This window comes from Sphingomonas sp. PP-CC-3A-396, from assembly GCF_004343105.1.
In the GTDB taxonomy this organism is placed as follows: Bacteria; Pseudomonadota; Alphaproteobacteria; order Sphingomonadales; family Sphingomonadaceae; genus Sphingomonas.
This window is the reverse complement of the sequence record NZ_SLYF01000004.1, coordinates 148,808-169,032: the sequence shown is the minus strand read 5'-3', so window position 1 is coordinate 169,032 and position 20,225 is coordinate 148,808. Positions and strand designations below refer to the sequence as shown.

The following is a 20,225-nucleotide window of genomic DNA, read 5'->3' as shown; positions in this document are numbered from 1 at the left end:
GTTGACGGTATCCGAACCCTCGCCTAGTTGCCGCCTCCACGCTGTTTCAGCGGGTGTAGCTCAGTTGGTTAGAGCGCCGGCCTGTCACGCCGGAGGTCGCGGGTTCGAGTCCCGTCACTCGCGCCATCGTTTAGGTGGTTCGAGATTGTGTTGAGGTTTTGACGAGCCTTCCCGCGTGTCCCTTGGGGCGCTAGGGTTCGTCATTGGGAATGCGGGTGTAGCTCAGTTGGTTAGAGCGCCGGCCTGTCACGCCGGAGGTCGCGGGTTCGAGTCCCGTCACTCGCGCCACCCTAATGGGGTGGCCGAAATTCTTTTAGATTTTGGATGCCGAGAGCAGTCCATCCTGCCGCCGAGGTCAGGATCATCCCCCTTTCCGTTCGTGCTGAGTAGAGACCGAGTAGCTTAGAAGAAGCGTATCGAGGGCTCTGATCGAAGCATGGGTTCCGTGCGCTAACCTGTCCTTCGATACGCCGCTGCGCGACTACTCGGTGGCTACTCGGGACGAACGGCAGGGGGGCGAACGGAGCGCGTCGGTTCGTGGGAAACGCCGGCCGGGGCTGCTCTACCGCCCGAGCTCCATCCAGCGCAGGACCGGCTTCAACGGTGCGATCCAGATCAGGCCGGTGAACAGGTAGAACACCAGTTGCGCCAGCCAGTGCCAGCTGCCGACGATGTTCGACAAGCTGACGATGGCTACGCACCACACCAAGATCAGTAGCAAGATGCCGAGCATGCCGACGGGTTTGCGCCAGGTTGGCGTCATGGCGTGATCCAGTCTGATTCGGTGGCGATGGCGTGGAGCGGGACGTCCCACGGGTCTGGGGTCAGGCTATCGACCTGCTGCACCGATAGCGCAATGCCAACGCGCCAGGCATTCGGGTGGGCGAGGAATGCGCGGTCGTAATAGCCGGCGCCCTGGCCGATCCGGTTGCCGCTGCGGTCGAAGCCGACGAGCGGGGTTAGGATGATGTCGGGTTCGAGTTCGGCGGCGTCTGCGGCGGGCTGGTGCAGCCCGAACGGCCCAGCGATCAGCGCCGCCTCGGTCGCCCAGGACAGGAAGCGCATCGGCAACGAGCGGCGGACGACATGGGGCAGGGCGATGACGCATCCGGCATCGACCGCGGCGCGCGCGAAGGGCGAGGGGTCTGCTTCGCCGCCGAACGGGACGTAGGAGGCGACCGTCAGTCCGGGTTTCAGGCGTGCCAAAAACGCTGACGGCACAGGAAGCTCGACCGGCGGGCGGGCTTCCCGCGCGGCGCGGAGCGAGGCTCTCAGCGCGCTTTTGTCGGTCATGCAGCGACCTTGGAAAATGGTGGTGTGGCGGGCCCACCATGGCCGTGTGCCGGGTTATCCACTGACGCACGGTACGTCAGGTGGGGACCATATGCTTCGGACCAGGATCCTAACAGGGACAGCCCCCTATGGATGATGAATAGCCTCAGGGATAATAAAGGCTCGTACCGGGCAGAACCCGCCACGACCAATCTAGGCGTTCGGCGGGCTTAGCTCAAGGGCTTGTGCGAGCCCTTCGAGACGATCTGCGATCCGGGTGAGCGCGATCTCGCTGACGGCCGAGCCTTCGGGCGGGCGGTGCGCGGCTTCGTCGAGATCATCGGCGAGCATCAGGGCGACGAACAGCATCGCGCGTTCGGCGCTGAGACCGCCCGCCGCGCGGTCCGCGGTAGCCCAGCGCTCGGCGACCATCGCACCCAGCAGCCTCACGCGCGACTCTTCGCCATCACGGCAGGCGACGGCATGCGGCCGGCCACCGATATCGAGCATGACTTGTGCCATCAGTTGGGGCTCCCGCGCGTGATGACGTCGTCGAGCGCGGCGACGGCTTCGGCCATGCGCGCTTTCAATGCGGCGTGACGTTTAGCTAGCGCATCGCCTGCTTCGGCGCGCGCGGCAATGGCGGATTCGATCCGGGCGATCGCGGCATCGATCCGTTCGACGGCCGTCGGCGCGTCGGGAAGTGTATCTGACATACCCTGCGAGATAGCATGGCCGGGGGGCGCGACAAGCGGGTTTTGGGCAAAGTCGACACCATCCACGGTGTTGACAGGGCGCCCCACCGCCCCGCAAAGGCTGCGCGCCCGGAACGGACTCGCGGGCGTTAGCGGAGATACGGCAATGACGGTCAAGGTTGCGATCAACGGTTTCGGGCGCATCGGCCGTCTCGTCGCCCGTGCGGTACTCGAACAGTCGAACGGCGCACTCGAACTCGTCGCGATCAACGATCTCGGCGATGCCAAGTCGAACGCCTGGCTGTTCAAGCGCGACAGCGTCCACGGCAAGTATCCGGGCGAGGTTTCGGCCGAGGGCAACGAGCTGGTCGTCGACGGCAAGCGCATCCGCGTCACTGCCGAGCGTGACCCGGCGAACCTGCCGCACGCCGAGCTGGGCGTCGACATCGTCCTCGAATGCACCGGCTTCTTCACCGACAAGGCGAGCTGCCAGAAGCATCTCGATGCGGGTGCCAAGAAGGTGCTGATCTCGGCGCCGGGCAAGAACGTCGACCTCACCGTCGTGTACGGCGTCAACCACGACAAGCTGACCGCGGAGCACACGATCGTCTCGAACGCGTCGTGCACCACCAACTGCCTCGCGCCCGTCGCCAAGGTGCTGAACGATGCGATCGGCATCGAGCGCGGCCTGATGACGACGGTGCATGCGTACACCAACGACCAGAAGATCCTCGACCAGATCCACCCGGACCTGCGTCGCGCACGTGCTGCGGCGATGTCGATGATCCCGACGACGACGGGTGCCGCTCGTGCGGTTGCCGAAGTGCTGCCGGAGCTGAAGGGCAAGCTCGACGGCTCGGCGATCCGCGTGCCGGTGCCGGACGTTTCGCTGATCGACCTGACCTTCACGCCGTCGCGCGATACGACGCGTGAAGAGGTGAATGCGGTGCTTAAGGCGGCGTCCGAGAGCGGCCCGCTGGTCGGCGTGCTCGACTGGTCGGACGAGCCGCTCGTCTCGATCGATCTCCAGCATACCCCGGCGTCGTCGACGATCGACAGCCTGGAGACCGCGGTGATCGACGGCAAGCTGGTTCGCGTCGTCAGCTGGTACGATAACGAGTGGGGCTTCTCGAACCGCATGGTCGATACGGCGACCGCGATGGCGAAGTTCATCTAAGGTAGACGGACGCTGCGTTCTCCTAACCGCTGTCCCACCCAAGTCCGTCATCCCAGCGAAAGCTGGGATCTCCCCATGAAGGTCACGACGCCCGCCAACAGGGAGACCCCAGCTTTCGCTGGGGTGACGGTGATTGGGATGGGTGCGGGAATGGGGATGGGTGACGGGTATATCGTTTGCATTGCGGCAGTTGGTATGGATGACGCGGGGCTGGTGACATGACTGCAGGCGGTAAGATCGCCGGCATCGCGCGCCACGCCCGCGCCAAGGGCCCGATGGAGGTCATCGACCATGTCGAGATCACCATCGAGGCGGGGCTGCACGGCGACTTTCGCGGCTATGTGAAGCCGGGCGGCAAGGGGCGGCGCCAGGTCACGTTGCTGGAACACGGCGACTGGGCCGCGGCGATGGCCGAGGTGGGCCAGGATATCCCATGGTATGAACGCCGCGCGAACCTGCTCGTTGACGGCTTCGACCTACCGCAGATACCCGGCACCCGTCTGCGCATCGGCGCGGACGTCGTGCTGGAGGTGACGCGCCACACCGATCCGTGCGAACGCATGGAAGCCTTGGCGCCAGGATTGTTCGCCGCGCTGACGCCCGACTGGCGCGGCGGGGCCTGTACCCGAGTTTTGATGGGCGGCAGAATCGCCGTCGGTGATGAGATCAGGATCGAAGAACCATGACCAAGCCATTCAAGACGCTCGATGATATGGGCGACATCCAGGGCAAGCGCGTGCTCGTCCGCGAAGACCTCAACGTGCCGATGGCAGAGGGGCATGTGACCGACGACACCCGCCTGCGGGCGACCGTCGCGACCGTAGGCGAGCTTGCCGACAAGGGCGCGATCGTCCTCGTCCTCGCGCATTTCGGTCGTCCCAAGGGGGTGCCGAGCCCGGAGTTCTCGCTGTCGCAGGTCGTTAAGCCGTACAGTGAAGTGCTCGGGCGCGAAGTCCGCTACATCGACTGGGAAGGGGCGGATGACGCCGTCGCGACGCTGGAGGCCGGTGACATCGCGGTGCTTGAGAACACGCGCTTCTTCGGTGGTGAAGAGACCAACGACGAAGCGGTGGTCAAGCGTTTCGCGAGCCTTGGCGACCTGTATGTCAACGATGCCTTCTCCGCCGCGCACCGCGCGCACGCCTCGACCGAGGGGCTCGCGCACGTCCTACCCGCCTTTGCCGGCCGCGCGATGGAAGCCGAACTCGACGCGCTCCAGAAGGCGCTCGGCGCGCCCGAGCACCCGGTTGCGGCCGTCGTCGGCGGCGCGAAGGTGTCGTCGAAGCTCGACGTGCTGCGGCATCTCGTCACCAAGGTCGATCATCTGATCATCGGCGGCGGCATGGCGAATACCTTCCTCGCGGCACGCGGTGTCGATGTAGGCAAAAGCCTTTGCGAGCATGAGCTTGCGAGCGTTTGCGAACAGATCATGGAAGCTGCGGACAAGGCGAACTGCACGGTTCACCTGCCGTATGACGTCGTGGTCGCTAAAGAGTTCAAGCCGAACCCCGCCACCCGCACTGTCAACGTCCACGAAGTCGCGGCTGACGAGATGATCCTCGACGTTGGTCCTGCGGCGGTCGAGTCGCTTGGCGACGTGCTGAAGAACTGCCGCACGCTGGTTTGGAACGGTCCGCTCGGCGCGTTCGAGACGCCGCCGTTCGACAAGGCGACCGTTGCGCTCGCCAAGACCGCTGCGGCCCTCACCGAAGGCGGCTCGCTCGTCTCGGTCGCAGGCGGCGGCGATACGGTCGCGGCGCTCAACCATGCCGGCGTCGCGGACGCCTTCACGTTCGTCTCGACCGCTGGCGGCGCGTTCCTCGAATGGATGGAAGGCAAGGACCTTCCCGGCGTCGCCGCGCTGACCCGCTAGGATGCGGGCTCCCGAAGCATCGGGACCAGCAGGCCGTTCAAGTCGTCCAGGTCGAACGCGCCGGTTTTCGCATAGCGAACGATACCGGCGCGATCGATGATGTAGTTGGTCGGCAGCGCGCCCAGAACCGCAAACGGGCCCTTGATCCGGCGTGCGGACGGGATCGTCATCGCGGCGAATAGCGGCTTGAGCTTGTACGCGGGCAGCGAATCTTCCGTCGCCACCGCAAATACCCGCAGGCCATTGTCCTTGCGAAGCCGGTAGTAGTTATCGAGCAGCGGCAGTTCCGCCTTGCACGGCCCGCACCACGTCGCTCAGAAATTCAGGACTACGACTTGGCCGCGAAGGTCGGCGCTGCGGACCTTGCTGCCGTCGATCAGCGTCAGTTCGAAGTCGGGTGAGCGCTCGCCGATCTTTACCGCAGCGGTCGTTGCCGTTGCTGGTCCCGGTGCCGCGGATGCCGCCAGCAGCGCCGCACACGTCATGATCCCGCGCAAAATCGTCATTGCCCTCGTCCCCCTATGGACAGTTTCCGCGTCCGACGACCTTCCGTCAATTACGCGGCAAACCGGGCGGGCAGGGGATTGATCCCGGCTATCCGCGCGCCTATGTTTAACATGTTAAACGGAGACACGGATGCTCGGCGTCAGGCTCGACAGCGAACTCGAAGAGCGACTCGCGGCGGTTGCGCGCACCCAAGGGCGCAGCAAGAGCGATATCGCACGCGAAGCCGTGCGACGCTATGTCGAACGCCACGACGAGGCGTTCCTGGCGGAGGCACGACGTCAGTCGCTCGCGGCGGCTGATCACGATAGGCAGGCAGGTGAAGAGGATTGGGACGCACTAATCGGGGCGCCCCCTGCATGAAATTCGTCCGCGGTATGATCGTCGTCGGGGCGGGCAAGGGCGACTTCTCTAGCAAGCCGCGCCCCTTTCTTGTCGTCCAATCAGACCTTTTTGCCGATCACGCGACGATTTCTCTATGTCCGCTGACCAGCGTCATTAGCGGGACGAGCCTGTTTCGCGTGTCGCTCGAGGCATCGGCGGAAACCGGCCTATTTCGCGATAGCGAGATCCAGATCGACAAGGTTGATACGCTCGACCGCAACAAAATCGTCGAGATTATCGGTACGATACCCATCACCACCATGACCCGAGTCGACGACGCGCTGCGCCGCTGGCTCGAACTCTAAGACAGGATTTACCATGACATCCACGATCACCTCGCAAGTCAAAACCATTCTCGACAAATACGAGGCCACCAGTTCGGCGGTGAAGGCAAACCTCGCGCGCATCCTGATGCAGGGCAAGCTCGGCGGCACCGGCAAGCTGGTGATCCTCCCGGTCGACCAGGGCTTCGAGCATGGTCCGGCGCGCAGCTTCTCGGTCAATCCGGCGGCGTACGACCCGCATTACCATTACCAGCTCGCGATCGATGCCGGGCTCAGCGCCTATGCCGCGCCGCTCGGCATGCTCGAAGCGGGGGCGGATACGTTTGCGGGGCAGATCCCGACGATCCTGAAGTGCAACAGCTCGAACAGCTGGGCGACGACGATCGACCAGGCAGTGACCGCTACGGTGTCCGACGCGGTGCGGCTCGGGTCGGCGGCGATCGGCTTCACGATCTATCCGGGTGCGGATCAGTTCTTCGACCTCGTCGAGGAAATCCGCGAGCTGAGCGAAGAGGCGAAGTCGGTCGGTATCGCGACGGTGATCTGGTCGTACCCGCGCGGTGGCGAGCTGACCAAGGACGGCGAACTCGCCTTGGACGTCGGCGCCTATGCCGCGCACATGGCGGCGCTGCTCGGCGCGCATATCATCAAGACCAAGCTGCCGACCGCGCATATCGAGCAGAAGGAGGCCAAACCGCTTTACGCGAACACCGACTGGTCGAAGCAGTCGGACCGCGTGAAGCACGTCGTCCAGTCGAGCTTTGCCGGGCGTCGCATCAACGTGTTCTCGGGCGGCGCGTCGAAGGGCGAGGATGCGGTGTTCCAGGATGCGCGCGACATTCGCGACGGCGGCGGCAACGGCTCGATCATCGGCCGCAACACCTTCCAGCGCCCGCGCGAGGAAGCGCTGGCTATGCTCGACCGCATCATCCGGATCTACAAGAACGAGGAATAAGCGCCGTTCTGCGCGCTCGTCACCCCGCCACGCGCCGGGGTGACGAGCGCGGCATGAGGGGCTAGGGGGCGGACATGACCGAATTCGAAGATCCGCTGGGCCCGCTCGATCCCAATTTCGCCGAGAATTTCCGTCGCGACATGCGTCGGCCGGCTTGCCAGCTTTACCTGGTGTCGCCGCTGGATGTCGGGGGCGACTTTCCCGAACGCCTGGCGCGCGCCCTGGATGCTGGCCCCGTGGCCGCGTTCCAGTTCCGTGTGAAGGATATCGACCAGCATGCGGCTGCCGCACTCGGCGAGCCGTTGCGCGCGATCTGCGCCGAGCGTGATGTCGCGTTCATCGTCAACGACGACATCGGGCTCGCCAAGCGGCTCGATGCGGACGGCGTGCATCTCGGGCAGGATGACGGCGATCCGCGTGAGGCGCGCGCGCAGCTCGGCCCCAATGCGCAGATCGGCTTGAGCTGTCACGGCAGTCGCCATCTGGCGATGGAAGCGGGCGAGGCCGGGGCCGACTATGTCGCGTTCGGCGCCTTCTATCCGACCACGACGAAGGTCGCGACGCATACCGCCGAGCCGGTGATCCTGTCCTGGTGGTCGACGCTGTTCGAGATGCCCTGCGTTGCTATCGGTGGGATTACGCCGGAAAATGCCGCGCCTCTGGTTGCTGCCGGCGCGGATTTCATCGCTGTTTCGGGCGCCGTCTGGGGTGGTGACGAGGTTGCGGCGATCAAGGCGTTCGCTGAGGTTCTTGCGAAGCGCTGAGCCGTTGGAAACAACCGTCGTCCCGACCGTTTGATGCAGAAGCGTAACGGTTTGGGATGACAGGCATGACGGCATTTGTGACGAAAGCTTCGGTTCTTGCGGCGTGCCTGTTCGGGGTCGCGTCGCCAGCGGTAGCGCAGACCGCGCCCGCCAAACCCGTACCGATCGATCGCAATATCCTGCACGTGCAGGTAATCCTCGACCATCTCGGTTTCGGGCCGGGCGTGCTTGACGGGCGCGGTGGGCAGTCGCTGGTCGCGGCGTTGAAGGGATTCCAGGAGGCCAAAGGGCTGCCGATTACCGGCAAGCCCGATGCGCGGACTTTGCAGGCATTGTATCCATACCGCGCCGCGCGGCCGACCGTGACGGTCGCGCTGACCCCCGAGATGCTGGCGGGGCCGTTCGTCAATCCGTTCCCGACGGACCCGGCAAAGCAGGCCGAACTCCCATCGCTCGGCTACAAGAATGTCATGGAGAAGCTCGGCGAGATGTTCCACACGACGCCGGCGGTGATCCTCGCGCTGAACTCGCCGACGACGAAGCTGGCCCCGGGCACCAAGGTCGTGTTCCCGAACGCTCTGCCGACCTCGCGCGCGTATGATCCGAAGCTGAAGCCGGACTGGATCGCGACGCTCACGATGCTGAACGTCGATGCGAAGCAGCCGCAGGCGGATCATGTCGTCGTCGACAAGTCGGACGGCGTGCTCCGCGTGCTCGATGCGAACGACAAGCTGATCGCGCAATTCTCTGCGACGATGGGGTCGAGCCATGACCCGCTGCCGCTCGGCACGTGGACGATCAAGGGCTCCGACTACAATCCGAAGTTCCACTTCAATCCCGCGCTGTTCTGGGATGCCAAGAAGGGCCAGCAGAAGGAGATGCTGCCGCCGGGGCCGAACGGTCCGGTCGGGGTGGTCTGGATGGATCTGTCGAAGGAGCACTACGGCATTCATGGTACGCCAAACCCCGAGACGATCGGACGTGCGGAGAGCCATGGCTGTATCCGCCTGACCAACTGGGACGCGGCGCGGCTGTCGATGATGATCAAGCCGGGGACCAAGGCCGTATTCCAGGCCTGAAGCGATGACGCGGACGTTCTGGATCATTCTCGGGCTGATCGTCGTCGTGGTCGGCGGGTTTGCGTCGATGGTGTCGTTCGGCAGCGGCGGTGGCGGGATCGCGCGGCGGGTGCCCTGGCGGAAGCCGGCGCCGCCCGTCGAGGTCGCGGCGGTTCCCGCGACGCCGGGAGCGCTGGCCGTGCCGGTGGCCGGCGTGTCGCGGAAAGCGATCGCGGATAGCTGGAACGATGCGCGGGGCGGCGGTCTGCGCGGGCATCACGGTACGGACATCATGGCACCGGGCGGCACACCCGTCGTCGCGGCCGCACCGGGCCGGATCGAGAAGCTGTTTCAGAGCGGGCTCGGCGGGATCACACTCTACGTTCGCTCCCCCGATCGACGCTGGACATATTATTACGCGCATCTCGCAGGCTATGCTGCGGGTATCCGTGAGGGCATGGCGGTCAAGGCCGGCGATACGCTCGGTTATGTCGGCGATACCGGCGATGCGGGGGCGGGCAATTACCACCTGCATTTCGGGCTGACTAAGATGCAGCCGGGTGAGCGCTGGTATCAGGGCGAGAACGTGAACCCGTACCCGCTGCTTGCCGGAACCCGGTCGTCCCGCTAAAGCCCGCCGCTTCGGGTTTCCGCAGAGCCACGCCTTAGGGCCATGCTTCGCGGACGGCCCCTAGCTCTTTCCAGCAGGAATCGGTCATGAAGATCAACGCGGTCGAGATTCGTCCCGGCAACATTCTTGAATATGAGGGCGGCATCTGGCGCGCCGTCAAGATTCAGCACACCCAGCCCGGCAAGGGCGGTGCCTATATGCAGGTCGAGATGAAGAACCTCATCGACGGCCGCAAGAACAACACCCGCTTCCGCTCCGCCGAGAGCGTCGAGAAGGTGCGGCTCGAGACCGTCGACTTCCAGTTCCTGTTCCGCGAAGGCGACATGCTCACCTTCATGGACAAGATCAATTACGAGCAGATCTCGCTCGATGCCGACATCCTGGGCGACGCCGCGGCGTTCCTGCAGGACGGCATGGATGTGGTGATGGAGCTCTGGGAAGAGCGGCCGATCTCGGTCCAGTTGCCCGATACGATCGAGGCGTTGATCGTCGAGGCGGATGCCGTTGTGAAGGGGCAGACCGCTTCGTCGAGCTATAAGCCCGCCGTGCTCGAGAACGGCGTGCGCGTGATGGTGCCGCCGCATATCGGTGCGGGCACGCGGATCGTCGTCGATGTTTACGAGCAGACCTACGTAAGGCGCGCGGACTAAAATCTGCTCCCCCTCCCGCAAGCGGGAGGGGGCTGGGGGGGTGGGCGCCCGCCCTCCACGTCGCGCAACGATAGTGGCGTGACTATTTCTACGCTGCGCGACGCTGATAGCGCGAGCCCACCCCCGGCCCCTCCCGCATGCGGGAGGGGGGAGTTAGAATAAAATGCCCAGCCATTCCGGCATCATGACCGTCATCGAGCGCGCCGCCCGCAAGGCCGCGCCGCGCCTGCGCCGCGACTTCAACGAGGTCCAGCAGCTCCAGGTGAGCCGCAAGGGTCCGGCCGACTTCGTCAGCCAGGCCGACCAGCGCGCCGAGCAGACGATCTTCGAAGAACTTTCGCACGCGCGTCCCGACTGGGGCATGCTGATGGAGGAGCGCGGCGAGGTCGAGGGTGACCCGAACAAGCCGCGGTTCATCGTCGATCCGCTCGATGGCACGTCGAACTTCCTCCACGGCATCCCGCATTTCTGCATCTCGATCGCGGTCGAGGAGCCGATGCCGAACGGCAAGCGCGAGGTCACGACGGCGTTGGTGTATCAACCGCTGACCGACGAGAGCTTCTGGGCGGAGAAGGGCCGGGGGGCATGGCTCACCGACCAGCGTCTCCGCGTGTCGTCGCGGCGTGATCTGTCCGAATCGCTGATCGCTACGGGGATTCCGTTCCTAGGGCATGGCGACTTCGCGCAGTGGAGCCGGATTTTTGGCGCGGTTGCACCTGAGGTTGCGGGGATCCGTCGTTTGGGCGCCGCGGCGCTTGATCTGGCTTGGCTTGCTGCGGGCCGGTTTGACGGGTTCTGGGAATCGAACCTGAAGCCTTGGGATGTTGCTGCGGGCATGTTGTTGGTGAAGGAAGCCGGCGGTTTCGTCACCGACTTCCGCGGTGGCGATCGCGCGATGGAGCGTAATGAGTTCCTCGCTGCGAACGACGCGCTGCACTCGCGACTGCACAAGCTGGTAGCTGGCGCGCTGCGTTAAGGTGGATTGTGAAAAGGGCAACTGGGACCGAATTCGGTTGCCCCCGCTCCCAATCCGACTGCCATCCCCATCCGTCACCCCAGCGAAAGCTGGGGTATCCCCGTGATGGTCGCCGCGCCCGCCAACCACGATACCCCAGCTTTCGCTGGGGTGACGGATGGGGGAGCGTAAGGGCCAGAGTGGGGTCAACAGCGCAACGGCGTCGACCCCGGCTCGGTCCGTCATGCCGGGCTTGTTCCGGCATCCACCGTTCCACATTCTCGCCGCGGCTGGTGTGCAACACCGTGGACCCCGGAACCATTCCGGGGTGACGGGTACGTTTCGGTGGCGTCCCCGACATTCAGTGGAAGTCGCGGCCGCAGTCGTCGACGCGCCAAGTAACGCATGTTTCCCATCACCCCGGCCCCTCCACTTGCGAGTGATTCTCACACCCTCCACGCCTTGCCCATCACCCCCCATCGGCCTAAAGCGGCCCCGTTCCGTTCGCACTTGCGAGAAGCAATTTGGTCGACCTGTCGCACTATCTTCCGATCCTCCTGTTCCTCGGGATCGCTATCGCATTGTCGAGCACGTTCGTGTTCCTGCCGATGGCCGTCTCGCGCCTCACGGGATCGCACAAGCCTACGCCTGAGAAGCTCAGCGAATACGAGTGCGGCTTTCCCGCATTCGAGGATCCGCGGAGCCAGTTCGACGTGCGCTTCTACCTGATCGCCATCCTCTTCATCATCTTCGATCTTGAGGCCGCGTTCCTGTATCCCTGGGCCGTCTCGGTCTTCACGCTCGGCTGGACCGCGTGGATTTCGATGATGATCTTTATCGGCGAATTGGCCCTTGGCCTCGTCTACGCATGGAAGAAGGGAGCACTCGATTGGGAGTAGAGCTTCAGCCCGCACCCGGTTCGCCCAGTTCGCTGGTGCCACCCGACCAGGGCTTTTTCGACGGATTGAACGGTGAGCTGACGGATAAGGGTTTCCTCGTCACGTCGACCGAAGAGCTGTTCCAATGGGCCCGCACCGGCTCGCTGTGGTGGATGACGTTCGGGCTCGCATGCTGCGCGGTCGAGATGATCCACGTCAACATGCCGCGCTACGATCTGGAGCGCTTCGGCGCCGCACCGCGCGCGTCCCCGCGCCAGTCGGACGTGATGATCGTTGCCGGCACGCTGTGCAACAAGATGGCCCCGGCACTCCGCAAGGTTTACGACCAGATGTCGGAGCCGAAGTACGTGATCTCGATGGGGTCGTGTGCGAACGGCGGCGGCTATTATCATTACAGCTACAGCGTCGTGCGCGGCTGCGATCGGATCGTGCCGGTGGATATCTACGTTCCCGGGTGCCCGCCGACGGCTGAGGCTTTGCTGTACGGCATCATGCAGTTGCAGCGGAAGATCCGGCGGTCCGGGAGCATCGAGCGTTGAGGGCTCCCGCACCAGCATACACGTCGAATGACGGCGTGATCGACAGCGCCCGCGCGGTGCTCGGTGGCATGCTGCTCGACGCGGTCGACCATGTCGGCGAAGTCGCGCTGCACGTTCGTCGCGAAGACCTGTACGACGCGATGATCGCGCTGCGCGATACCCCGGGGCTTGCCTATCAGCAGCTCATGGAGATCGCCGGCGTCGACTATCCGGATCGCGCGGAGCGGTTCGAAGTCGTCTATTGCATGCTGTCGCTGACGCGGAACCATCGCCTGCGCGTGCATGTCGCGACCGACGAGGAAAAGCCGGTGCCGTCGGTGACGGATATCTGGCCGGTCGCCGGTTGGCTCGAGCGCGAAGTGTACGACATGTACGGCGTGCTGTTCAGCGGTAACCCGGACCTGCGCCGCATCCTGACCGATTACGGTTTCCGTGGTCATCCGCAGCGGAAAGACTTCCCGCTGACCGGGTATGTCGAGCTGCGCTATTCGGAAGAGTCGAAGCGCGTCGTGTACGAGCCCGTGCAGCTTGCGCAGGATTTCCGTACGTTCGATTTCATGAGCCCTTGGGAGGGCGCGAACTACGTCCTTCCGGGTGACGAGAAGGGCGCGTTGCCCCAGGCCAAGGGCGCGCAGACGCCGTTGTCGGCGGACACGATCGTCAAAGCCAACGCGGCGCAATCGCCGACCCAGGCGCCGACCGAACCCAAGAGCACCGAGTCGACCGCGCAGACGGGCGCCGGTAAGTCGGAGTCCGATGCGACGCCGAAGCCTGCGAACCCCGACGTGGTCCCGACCAAGGGTGGAGGACAGAACCAGTGAGTCTGTATGTCGAAGAGCTTCTGGGTGAAGCCGACGCAGCCGATCCCACGACCGGCGACGTCACGATCCAGAACTACACGATCAACTTCGGTCCGCAGCATCCGGCCGCGCACGGCGTGCTCCGTCTTGTCATGGAACTCGACGGCGAGATCGTCGAGCGCGTCGATCCGCATGTCGGCCTGCTTCACCGCGGCACCGAGAAGCTGATCGAGTACAAGACCTACACGCAGGCGCTGCCGTATTTCGATCGTCTCGATTACTGCTCGCCGCTGTGCATGGAGCATAGCTGGGTATTGGCGGTCGAGAAGCTGCTCGACCTCGAAGTGCCTGAGCGCGCGCAGTATCTGCGGGTGTTCTTCGCCGAGCTGACGCGTATCTCGAACCACATGTTGAACCTCGGTAGCCACGTCATGGACGTCGGCGCGATGACGCCCAACTTGTGGCTGTTCGAGATCCGCGAAGACTGCATGAACTTTTTCGAGCGTGTTTCGGGCGCGCGCATGCACTCGAACTATTTCCGCCCGGGTGGGGTGCATCAGGATGCGCCGTTGAAGCTGCTCGCCGATATCGGCGACTGGCTCGACACGCGCCTGCCGCGGCTGTTCGAGGATGCGATTTCGCTCGTTGCGGACAACCGCATCTTCAAGCAGCGCAACGTCGATATCGCCGTGGTCAGCCGCGACGATGCGATAAAGTGGGGCTTTTCCGGCCCGATGATCCGTGGCTCGGGGATCGCCTGGGATTTGCGCAAGTCGCAGCCCTATGACGCTTATGCGAAAATGGACTTCGAGGTGCCGGTCGGCACGCGCGGCGATTGCTATGACCGGTTCATGGTGCGCGTCGAGGAAGTGCGTCAGTCTGCGCGGATCATGAAGCAGTGCCTGCGCGACATGCCCGAGGGGCCGATCGCGTCGCTCGATCGCAAGGTCGTACCGCCCAAGCGTGGCGAGATGAAGCAGTCGATGGAAGCGCTGATCCATCACTTCAAGCTCTATACCGAGGGCTTCCACGTGCCCGCCGGCGACGTCTATGTCGCGACCGAAAGTCCCAAGGGCGAGTTCGGCGTGTATCTGGTCGCCGATGGCTCGAACAAGCCGTACCGCTGCAAGATCCGCCCGACCGCGTTCTCGCATCTGCAAGCCATGGACTTCATGGCGAAGGGCCACATGCTGGCGGATACGACTGCGATCCTCGGCGCGATGGATATCGTTTTTGGTGAATGTGACCGCTGATGGCTGAAGCTCCAAAAATTCCCGACGAGGCCGAGACCCGCGCACGCTGGGGTTCGTTCGCGTGGACGGACGAGAACCAGGTAAAGGCGAACGAGATCCTCGGGCGCTATCCCAAGGGGCGCGAGCAGTCCGCGTCGATCCCGTTGCTCGACTTGGCACAGCGCCAGGTTGGCGCCGAAACGCAGACGCAGGGCTGGTTGCCGGTGCCGGTGATCGAGTTCGTCGCGCGCCAGATCAGCGTGCCGTACATGCGCGTGTACGAGGTCGTGACCTTCTACACGATGTTCAATCTCGCACCGGTCGGCCGCTTTCATGTTCAGGTTTGCGGCACGACGCCGTGCATGCTTCGTGGGTCGGACGATGTTTTGGCTGCGTGCAAGAACCGCGGTCTGGTCAAGGGTGGCACGACGCCGGACGGCATGTTCACGCTGACCGAAGTCGAGTGCCTGGGCACGTGCGCGAATGCGCCGATGGTGCAGATCAACGACGATAACTTCGAAGACCTCGATTACGACAAGACGACCGAGATCCTCGAGGCGCTGGCCAATGGCGGGCACCCGATGCCGGGTCCGCAATTCGGTCGCCGCGCAAGCTGCCCCGAAGGCGGCCCGACCTCGCTGAAGGCGATGGTCGACGCGAACCACGATTACCGGGGGGAGTGGGCCTGATGCTCGCCGACAAGGACCGCATCTTCACCAACGTCTACGGTTTCCAGCCGTGGAACATCGACGCAGCGATCATGCGCGGCGATTGGGACAATACCAAGGACCTGATGGCGCTCGGCCAGGACGCGATCATCGACGTGATGAAGGCGTCTGGTCTGCGCGGTCGTGGCGGCGCGGGCTTCCCGACCGGCACCAAATGGTCGTTCATGCCGAAGGAGCCGAAGCCCGATCGGCCGAACTTCCTCGTCATCAACGCCGATGAATCCGAGCCGGGCAGCTGCAAGGATCGCGAGATCATCCGCCACGATCCGCACAAGCTGATCGAAGGCGCGCTGATCGCCGGGTTCGCGATGCGCGCGCGCGCCGCGTACATCTACATCCGCGGCGAATATATCCGCGAGGCCGAGACGCTGTTCGCAGCCGTCGCCGAGGCGTACGACCGCGGCTTCATCGGCAAGAACGCATGCGGGTCGGGGTACGACTTCGACGTGTTCGTGCACCGGGGTGCAGGCGCCTACATCTGCGGCGAAGAGACCGCGATGTTGGAGAGCCTCGAGGGCAAGAAGGGCCAGCCGCGGCTGAAGCCACCTTTCCCGGCAGGTGCTGGACTCTATGGCTGCCCGACGACGGTCAACAATGTCGAATCGATCGCGGTTGCGCCGACGATCCTGCGGCGTGGCGCGGCGTGGTTCTCCAGCTTCGGCGCGGAGAACAACCGCGGCACCAAGCTGTTCCAGATCAGCGGCCATGTGAACAAGCCGTGCGTGGTCGAGGAGGAGATGAGCATCTCGTTCCGCGACCTAATCGAGACGCATTGCGGCGGTATCCGTGGCGGCTGGGACAATTTGCTCGCCGTAATCCCGGGTGGCTCGTCGGTGCCGCTGGTGCCCGCCGCGCAGATCATGGACTGCGCGATGGACTTCGATGGCCTGAAAGCGGTCGGGTCGGGCCTCGGCACCGCGGCGATCATCGTCATGGACAAGTCGACCGACATCGTCCGCGCGATCAGCCGTATCTCGTACTTTTACAAGCACGAGAGCTGCGGTCAGTGCACGCCGTGCCGCGAGGGCACCGGCTGGATGTGGCGCGTGATGGAACGGATGCGCACCGGCGACGCCGAACTGTCCGAGATCGACATGCTCCAGCAGGTCACGAAGCAGGTCGAGGGTCACTCGATCTGCGCGCTCGGCGACGCAGCCGCATGGCCGATCCAGGGCCTGATCAAGCATTTCCGCCCCGAGATGGAGCGCCGTATCCGCGAACGTGGTGGTGACACCGCGCCGATGATGGAAGCCGCAGAGTAATGCCTTTAGTCAAAGTCGATGGCGTAGAGATCGAGGTGCCTGCCGGTGCCACCGTGCTGCAGGCGTGCGAGCTTGCCGGCAAGGAGATCCCGCGTTTCTGTTATCATGAGCGGCTGAGCATCGCCGGCAATTGCCGGATGTGCCTGGTCGAGGTGAAGCCTGGTCCGCCCAAGCCGCAGGCGTCGTGCGCTTTGCCGGCGGCGGACAAGCAGGAGATCTTTACCAACTCGCCGATGGTGAAGAATGCCCGCGAGGGCATCATGGAATTCCTGCTGATCAACCATCCGCTCGATTGCCCGATCTGCGATCAGGGCGGCGAGTGCGATCTGCAGGACCAGTCGGTCGCGTATGGTCGCGGCCATTCGCGCTATGACGAGAACAAGCGCGCGGTCACCGAGAAATATATGGGTCCGATCGTCAAGACGGTCATGACCCGCTGCATCCAGTGTACGCGCTGCATCCGGTTTGCCGAGGAAGTCTCCGGCGTCGAGGAGATCGGTGCGATCTTCCGCGGCGAGGACATGCAGATCACCTCGTATCTCGAGAACGCGGTCAAGAGCGAGCTATCCGGCAACGTCGTCGATCTGTGCCCGGTCGGCGCGCTGACGTCGAAGCCCTATGCGTTCGAGGCGCGTCCTTGGGAATTGCGCAAGACGCTGACGATCGACGTGATGGACGCGGTCGGCACCAACATCCGGCTCGACAGCCGTGGTCGCCAGGTGCTGCGCTGCGTCCCGCGGATCAACGAGGACGTGAACGAGGAGTGGGCGACCGACAAGACGCGCCACGCGATCGACGGTCTCGTGCGCCGTCGTCTCGACAAGCCTTATGTCCGGGTGAACGGCAAGCTGGTTCCCGCGACGTGGGATGAGGCTTTCGCGGCGATCAAGGCTGTGAACGCCGGGTCGAGCATTGCGGCCGTCGCGGGCGATCTGGTCGATTGCGAGACGATGTACGCCGCCAAGGCGCTGCTGGCGAAGATGGGGTCGAGCCTGCTCGAAGGTCGTCAGACCGGCATGGATTACGATGCGACGAGCATCGCCGCGGTCAATTTCAACACGACGATCGCCGGCACCGAGCGTGCCGACGCGATCCTGCTGGTGGGCACCAACCTGCGCTGGGAAGCGCCGCTGGTGAACACGCGGGTGCGGAAAGCGATCAAGAAGGGCGCGAAGGTCTTCGCGATCGGGCCGGAGACGGACCTGACGTACAAGGTCGAGTGGCTTGGCGACGATCTCGCGCTGCTCGGCAATCTGCCCGAGGCGGTGACCGAGGCTTTCGGCAAGGCCGAGCGTCCAATGGTGATCGTTGGTGGGGGCGCGCTGAAGGGTGGCCACGCGGCTGCGCTGAAGCTCGTCGATACGCTGGGTCTAGTAAAGGCGGACTGGAACGGCTTCAACGTCGTCCACATGGCGGCCTCGCGGATGGGTGGGCTGATGCTCGGCTATGCGCAGAAGGGCGGCATCGCCGACGTGATGGGGGCGAAGCTCGGCTTCTTCCTCGGCGCGGACGAGGTCGATTATTCGAAGTTCGCAGGCTTCAAGGTGTTCGTGGGCCATCACGGCGACAAGGGTGCGGCGGCTGCCGATGTTATCCTGCCGGGTGTCACCTATGCCGAGAAGTCGGGCACGTGGGTCAATCTCGAGGGCCGTGTCCAGCGCGGCGAGCGTGCGGTGTTCGCACCCGGCGACGCACGTGATGACTGGTCGATCTTCCGCGCGCTGTCCGACACGCTCGGCCACACGCTACCGTTCGACAGCTTCGAGGGTCTCCGCGAGGAAATGTACGCGGACGTGCCTGCGCTGCGTCATCAGGCGCTCGCGACGTTCGAGTGGAACCCGCCTTCGCTTAACGGGGCAGGTGAGGGCGTTCTTTCCGGCTATCCGATCAAGGACTTCTACCTGACCAACGCGATCTGCCGTGCGTCGCCGACGATGCAGCGCTGCTCGGCCGAACTTCTCCACGGGGAAGATTACGCGGAGGCAGCCGAATGATCTCCTGGTTCGAATCCTCGCTCGGTTACGACTGGGCGTTCTTCCTCGCGACGATCATCGACATCCTCGTGATCGCCCTGCCGCTGATGCTCGCGGTGGCGATGATCATCTATGCCGACCGCAAGATCTGGGCGGCGATGGCGCTACGCCGTGGTCCTAACGTCGTCGGTCCGTTCGGCCTGCTGCAAAGCTTCGCTGACGGCCTGAAGGTGTTCCTGCAGGAGACGATCGTCCCCGCGGCCGCCAACCGGACTCTGTTCCTGCTGGCACCGATCATCACCTTCACGGTCGCGCTGATCGTCTGGGCGGTGGTGCCGTTCGGTGTCGGCGTCGTGCTCGCCGACATCAACGTCGGGTTGCTTTACGTGCTCGCGGCCTCGTCGCTCGGCGTGTACGGCATCATCCTGTCGGGCTGGGCGTCGAACTCGAAATACCCGTTCTATTCGGCGCTTCGTGCGGCCGCGCAGATGGTGTCGTATGAAGTCGCGATCGGCTTTATCCTGATCTCGGTCGTGCTGTGGACCGGCAGCTTCAACCTGTCGGCGATCGTGATGGCGCAGAAGTCGCACGTCTGGTTCTTCAACGGGTACATCCTGAACCCGCTGATGTTCCCGATGGCGGTGATGTTCTTCATCTCGTCGCTGGCCGAGACGCAGCGCGCACCGTTCGATCTGACCGAGGCGGAGAGCGAGCTCGTCGCCGGGTACCAGACCGAATATTCGTCGATGTCGTTCGCGCTGTTCTGGCTCGGCGAGTACGCCAACGTGCTGCTGATGTGCGCACTCAACGCGACGTTGTTCTGGGGCGGGTGGCTGCCACCGGTCGACTGGGCGCCGCTCTATTACGTGCCGGGGATCATCTGGCTGTTCGCCAAGATCCTCTTCTTCTTCTTCCTCTTCAGCTGGGTGAAGGCGACCGTGCCGCGCTATCGCTACGATCAGCTGATGCGGCTCGGCTGGAAGGTCTTCCTCCCCGTCTCGCTGTTCTGGGTTTTCCTCGTGTCGGGCTATCTCATGCTGACGCGCGTTGGAGTGGGTTCATGAGCGTCGCTCAGATCATCAAGTCGTTCACCCTGTGGGAATTCGTGAAGGCGCACGCTTTGACGCTTCGCTATTTCTTCAAGGAAAAGGCGACTATCAACTATCCGTACGAGCGCAATCCGGTGTCGCCGCGGTTCCGGGGCGAGCATGCGCTGCGTCGTTATCCGAACGGCGAAGAGCGGTGCATCGCGTGCAAGCTGTGCGAGGCCGTTTGCCCCGCGCAGGCGATCACGATCGAAGCCGAGCCGCGTGACGACGGTTCGCGCCGCACGACGCGCTATGACATCGACATGACCAAGTGCATTTACTGCGGCCTGTGTGCTGAGGCGTGCCCGGTCGATGCGATCGTCGAGGGGCCGAACTACGAGTTCGCCACCGAGACGCGCGAAGAGCTGATCTACGACAAGTCGAAGCTGCTCGATAATGGCGACCGTTGGGAAAGCGCGATCGCGGCGAACCTTGCCGCCGATGCGCCGTACCGTTAAGCGAGCGCCGCGATGACACAGATTAACTCCGTCATCCCAGCGCA

General features: G+C 64.2%; 24 protein-coding genes, 2 tRNA genes and 1 pseudogene. 22 read left to right on the top strand and 5 right to left on the bottom strand.

Features of this window, described 5'->3' with window-relative positions; translation table 11 throughout:
* Positions 1 to 49 precede the first annotated feature (49 nt).
* Positions 50 to 126: transfer RNA gene (locus C8J40_RS09185), tRNA-Asp, on the top strand.
* Positions 127 to 211: 85 nt separating this feature from the next.
* Positions 212 to 288, top strand: a tRNA-Asp gene (locus C8J40_RS09180).
* Between the two features lie 274 nt (positions 289 to 562).
* Here C8J40_RS09180 and C8J40_RS09175 read toward each other — a convergent pair.
* From C8J40_RS09175 to C8J40_RS09160, 4 genes are all read right to left on the bottom strand, one after another.
* Positions 563 to 763, bottom strand: a complete 201-nt coding sequence (locus tag C8J40_RS09175) for a DUF2842 domain-containing protein (RefSeq protein ID WP_132739963.1) — start codon at positions 761 to 763, stop codon at positions 563 to 565.
* Positions 760 to 1,293 (bottom strand): 5-formyltetrahydrofolate cyclo-ligase, encoded by a 534-nt coding sequence (locus C8J40_RS09170; protein WP_132896776.1) that lies wholly within the window; start codon positions 1,291 to 1,293, stop codon positions 760 to 762. Before C8J40_RS09170 ends, C8J40_RS09175 begins: the two co-directional genes overlap by 4 nt.
* A 192-nt stretch (positions 1,294 to 1,485) precedes the next feature.
* Entirely contained in the window at positions 1,486 to 1,794 is a 309-nt protein-coding gene (locus tag C8J40_RS09165) for a cell division protein ZapA (RefSeq protein ID WP_056048487.1), read from the bottom strand.
* The gene (locus tag C8J40_RS09160) at positions 1,794 to 1,988 is read right to left on the bottom strand and encodes a hypothetical protein (RefSeq protein WP_207901182.1); all 195 of its coding nucleotides are present in this window, start codon (positions 1,986 to 1,988) and stop codon (positions 1,794 to 1,796) included. Before C8J40_RS09160 ends, C8J40_RS09165 begins: the two co-directional genes overlap by 1 nt.
* 145 nt (positions 1,989 to 2,133) lie before the next feature.
* Between C8J40_RS09160 and gap the strand changes: the two genes are divergently transcribed.
* The 3 genes from gap (at position 2,134) to C8J40_RS09145 (ending at position 5,017) form a co-directional block, all read left to right on the top strand.
* The gene (gene gap / locus C8J40_RS09155; protein ID WP_056048489.1) at positions 2,134 to 3,144 is read left to right on the top strand and encodes a type I glyceraldehyde-3-phosphate dehydrogenase; all 1,011 of its coding nucleotides are present in this window, start codon (positions 2,134 to 2,136) and stop codon (positions 3,142 to 3,144) included.
* 218 nt (positions 3,145 to 3,362) lie between these two features.
* Positions 3,363 to 3,830: an MOSC domain-containing protein gene (locus C8J40_RS09150; RefSeq protein WP_132896775.1), complete on the top strand. Its 468-nt coding sequence runs from the start codon at positions 3,363 to 3,365 to the stop codon at positions 3,828 to 3,830.
* Positions 3,827 to 5,017 (top strand): phosphoglycerate kinase, encoded by a 1,191-nt coding sequence (locus tag C8J40_RS09145; protein WP_132896774.1) that lies wholly within the window; start codon positions 3,827 to 3,829, stop codon positions 5,015 to 5,017. The genes C8J40_RS09150 and C8J40_RS09145 overlap by 4 nt, the downstream gene beginning before the upstream one ends.
* Here C8J40_RS09145 and C8J40_RS09140 read toward each other — a convergent pair.
* Positions 5,014 to 5,523, bottom strand: a pseudogene (locus tag C8J40_RS09140) (TlpA disulfide reductase family protein). The gene C8J40_RS09145 and the pseudogene C8J40_RS09140 overlap by 4 nt on opposite strands.
* Before the next feature lie 130 nt (positions 5,524 to 5,653).
* Here C8J40_RS09140 and C8J40_RS09135 point away from each other — a divergent pair.
* From C8J40_RS09135 to nuoI, 17 genes are all read left to right on the top strand, one after another.
* Positions 5,654 to 5,884 carry a ribbon-helix-helix protein, CopG family gene (locus C8J40_RS09135; protein ID WP_056482291.1) on the top strand — a complete coding sequence of 77 codons (231 nt, stop codon included), beginning with the start codon at positions 5,654 to 5,656 and terminating at the stop codon, positions 5,882 to 5,884.
* Between the two features lie 14 nt (positions 5,885 to 5,898).
* Positions 5,899 to 6,210, top strand: coding sequence for a type II toxin-antitoxin system PemK/MazF family toxin (locus C8J40_RS09130; protein ID WP_132740776.1), 312 nt, complete (start codon positions 5,899 to 5,901; stop codon positions 6,208 to 6,210).
* A gap of 13 nt (positions 6,211 to 6,223) precedes the next feature.
* A complete protein-coding gene (locus C8J40_RS09125) occupies positions 6,224 to 7,144 on the top strand; it encodes a class I fructose-bisphosphate aldolase (protein WP_132896773.1) in 921 nt (306 codons plus the stop codon).
* A gap of 74 nt (positions 7,145 to 7,218) precedes the next feature.
* The gene (gene thiE / locus C8J40_RS09120) at positions 7,219 to 7,908 is read left to right on the top strand and encodes a thiamine phosphate synthase (protein WP_132896772.1); all 690 of its coding nucleotides are present in this window, start codon (positions 7,219 to 7,221) and stop codon (positions 7,906 to 7,908) included.
* A 65-nt stretch (positions 7,909 to 7,973) separates the two neighbouring features.
* Entirely contained in the window at positions 7,974 to 8,987 is a 1,014-nt protein-coding gene (locus tag C8J40_RS09115) for a L,D-transpeptidase family protein (protein WP_132896771.1), read from the top strand.
* Between the two features lie 4 nt (positions 8,988 to 8,991).
* Complete coding sequence (locus C8J40_RS09110; RefSeq protein ID WP_132896770.1) at positions 8,992 to 9,597, top strand: M23 family metallopeptidase; 606 nt, start codon at positions 8,992 to 8,994, stop codon at positions 9,595 to 9,597.
* 86 nt (positions 9,598 to 9,683) lie between these two features.
* Positions 9,684 to 10,247: an elongation factor P gene (gene efp, locus C8J40_RS09105; protein WP_056482276.1), complete on the top strand. Its 564-nt coding sequence runs from the start codon at positions 9,684 to 9,686 to the stop codon at positions 10,245 to 10,247.
* 163 nt (positions 10,248 to 10,410) lie between these two features.
* Positions 10,411 to 11,223: an inositol monophosphatase family protein gene (locus C8J40_RS09100; protein ID WP_056048515.1), complete on the top strand. Its 813-nt coding sequence runs from the start codon at positions 10,411 to 10,413 to the stop codon at positions 11,221 to 11,223.
* Positions 11,224 to 11,726: 503 nt separating this feature from the next.
* Positions 11,727 to 12,101 (top strand): NADH-quinone oxidoreductase subunit A, encoded by a 375-nt coding sequence (locus C8J40_RS09095; protein ID WP_056048518.1) that lies wholly within the window; start codon positions 11,727 to 11,729, stop codon positions 12,099 to 12,101.
* Entirely contained in the window at positions 12,092 to 12,640 is a 549-nt protein-coding gene (locus C8J40_RS09090) for an NADH-quinone oxidoreductase subunit B (RefSeq protein WP_056058310.1), read from the top strand. Before C8J40_RS09095 ends, C8J40_RS09090 begins: the two co-directional genes overlap by 10 nt.
* Complete coding sequence (locus tag C8J40_RS09085) at positions 12,637 to 13,461, top strand: NADH-quinone oxidoreductase subunit C (protein WP_132896769.1); 825 nt, start codon at positions 12,637 to 12,639, stop codon at positions 13,459 to 13,461. Before C8J40_RS09090 ends, C8J40_RS09085 begins: the two co-directional genes overlap by 4 nt.
* Complete coding sequence (locus tag C8J40_RS09080) at positions 13,458 to 14,693, top strand: NADH-quinone oxidoreductase subunit D (RefSeq protein ID WP_056048527.1); 1,236 nt, start codon at positions 13,458 to 13,460, stop codon at positions 14,691 to 14,693. Before C8J40_RS09085 ends, C8J40_RS09080 begins: the two co-directional genes overlap by 4 nt.
* Positions 14,693 to 15,361, top strand: coding sequence for an NAD(P)H-dependent oxidoreductase subunit E (locus tag C8J40_RS09075; RefSeq protein WP_132896768.1), 669 nt, complete (start codon positions 14,693 to 14,695; stop codon positions 15,359 to 15,361). Before C8J40_RS09080 ends, C8J40_RS09075 begins: the two co-directional genes overlap by 1 nt.
* Positions 15,361 to 16,662, top strand: a complete 1,302-nt coding sequence (nuoF, locus tag C8J40_RS09070) for an NADH-quinone oxidoreductase subunit NuoF (protein ID WP_056050371.1) — start codon at positions 15,361 to 15,363, stop codon at positions 16,660 to 16,662. Before C8J40_RS09075 ends, nuoF begins: the two co-directional genes overlap by 1 nt.
* Positions 16,662 to 18,656 (top strand): NADH-quinone oxidoreductase subunit NuoG, encoded by a 1,995-nt coding sequence (nuoG, locus tag C8J40_RS09065; RefSeq protein WP_132896767.1) that lies wholly within the window; start codon positions 16,662 to 16,664, stop codon positions 18,654 to 18,656. Before nuoF ends, nuoG begins: the two co-directional genes overlap by 1 nt.
* Complete coding sequence (gene nuoH, locus C8J40_RS09060; RefSeq protein WP_056058320.1) at positions 18,653 to 19,699, top strand: NADH-quinone oxidoreductase subunit NuoH; 1,047 nt, start codon at positions 18,653 to 18,655, stop codon at positions 19,697 to 19,699. The genes nuoG and nuoH overlap by 4 nt, the downstream gene beginning before the upstream one ends.
* On the top strand, positions 19,696 to 20,181 hold the full coding sequence (nuoI, locus tag C8J40_RS09055; RefSeq protein ID WP_055877898.1) for an NADH-quinone oxidoreductase subunit NuoI: 486 nt from the start codon (positions 19,696 to 19,698) through the stop codon (positions 20,179 to 20,181). Before nuoH ends, nuoI begins: the two co-directional genes overlap by 4 nt.
* The last annotated feature ends 44 nt before the right edge of the window (positions 20,182 to 20,225 follow it).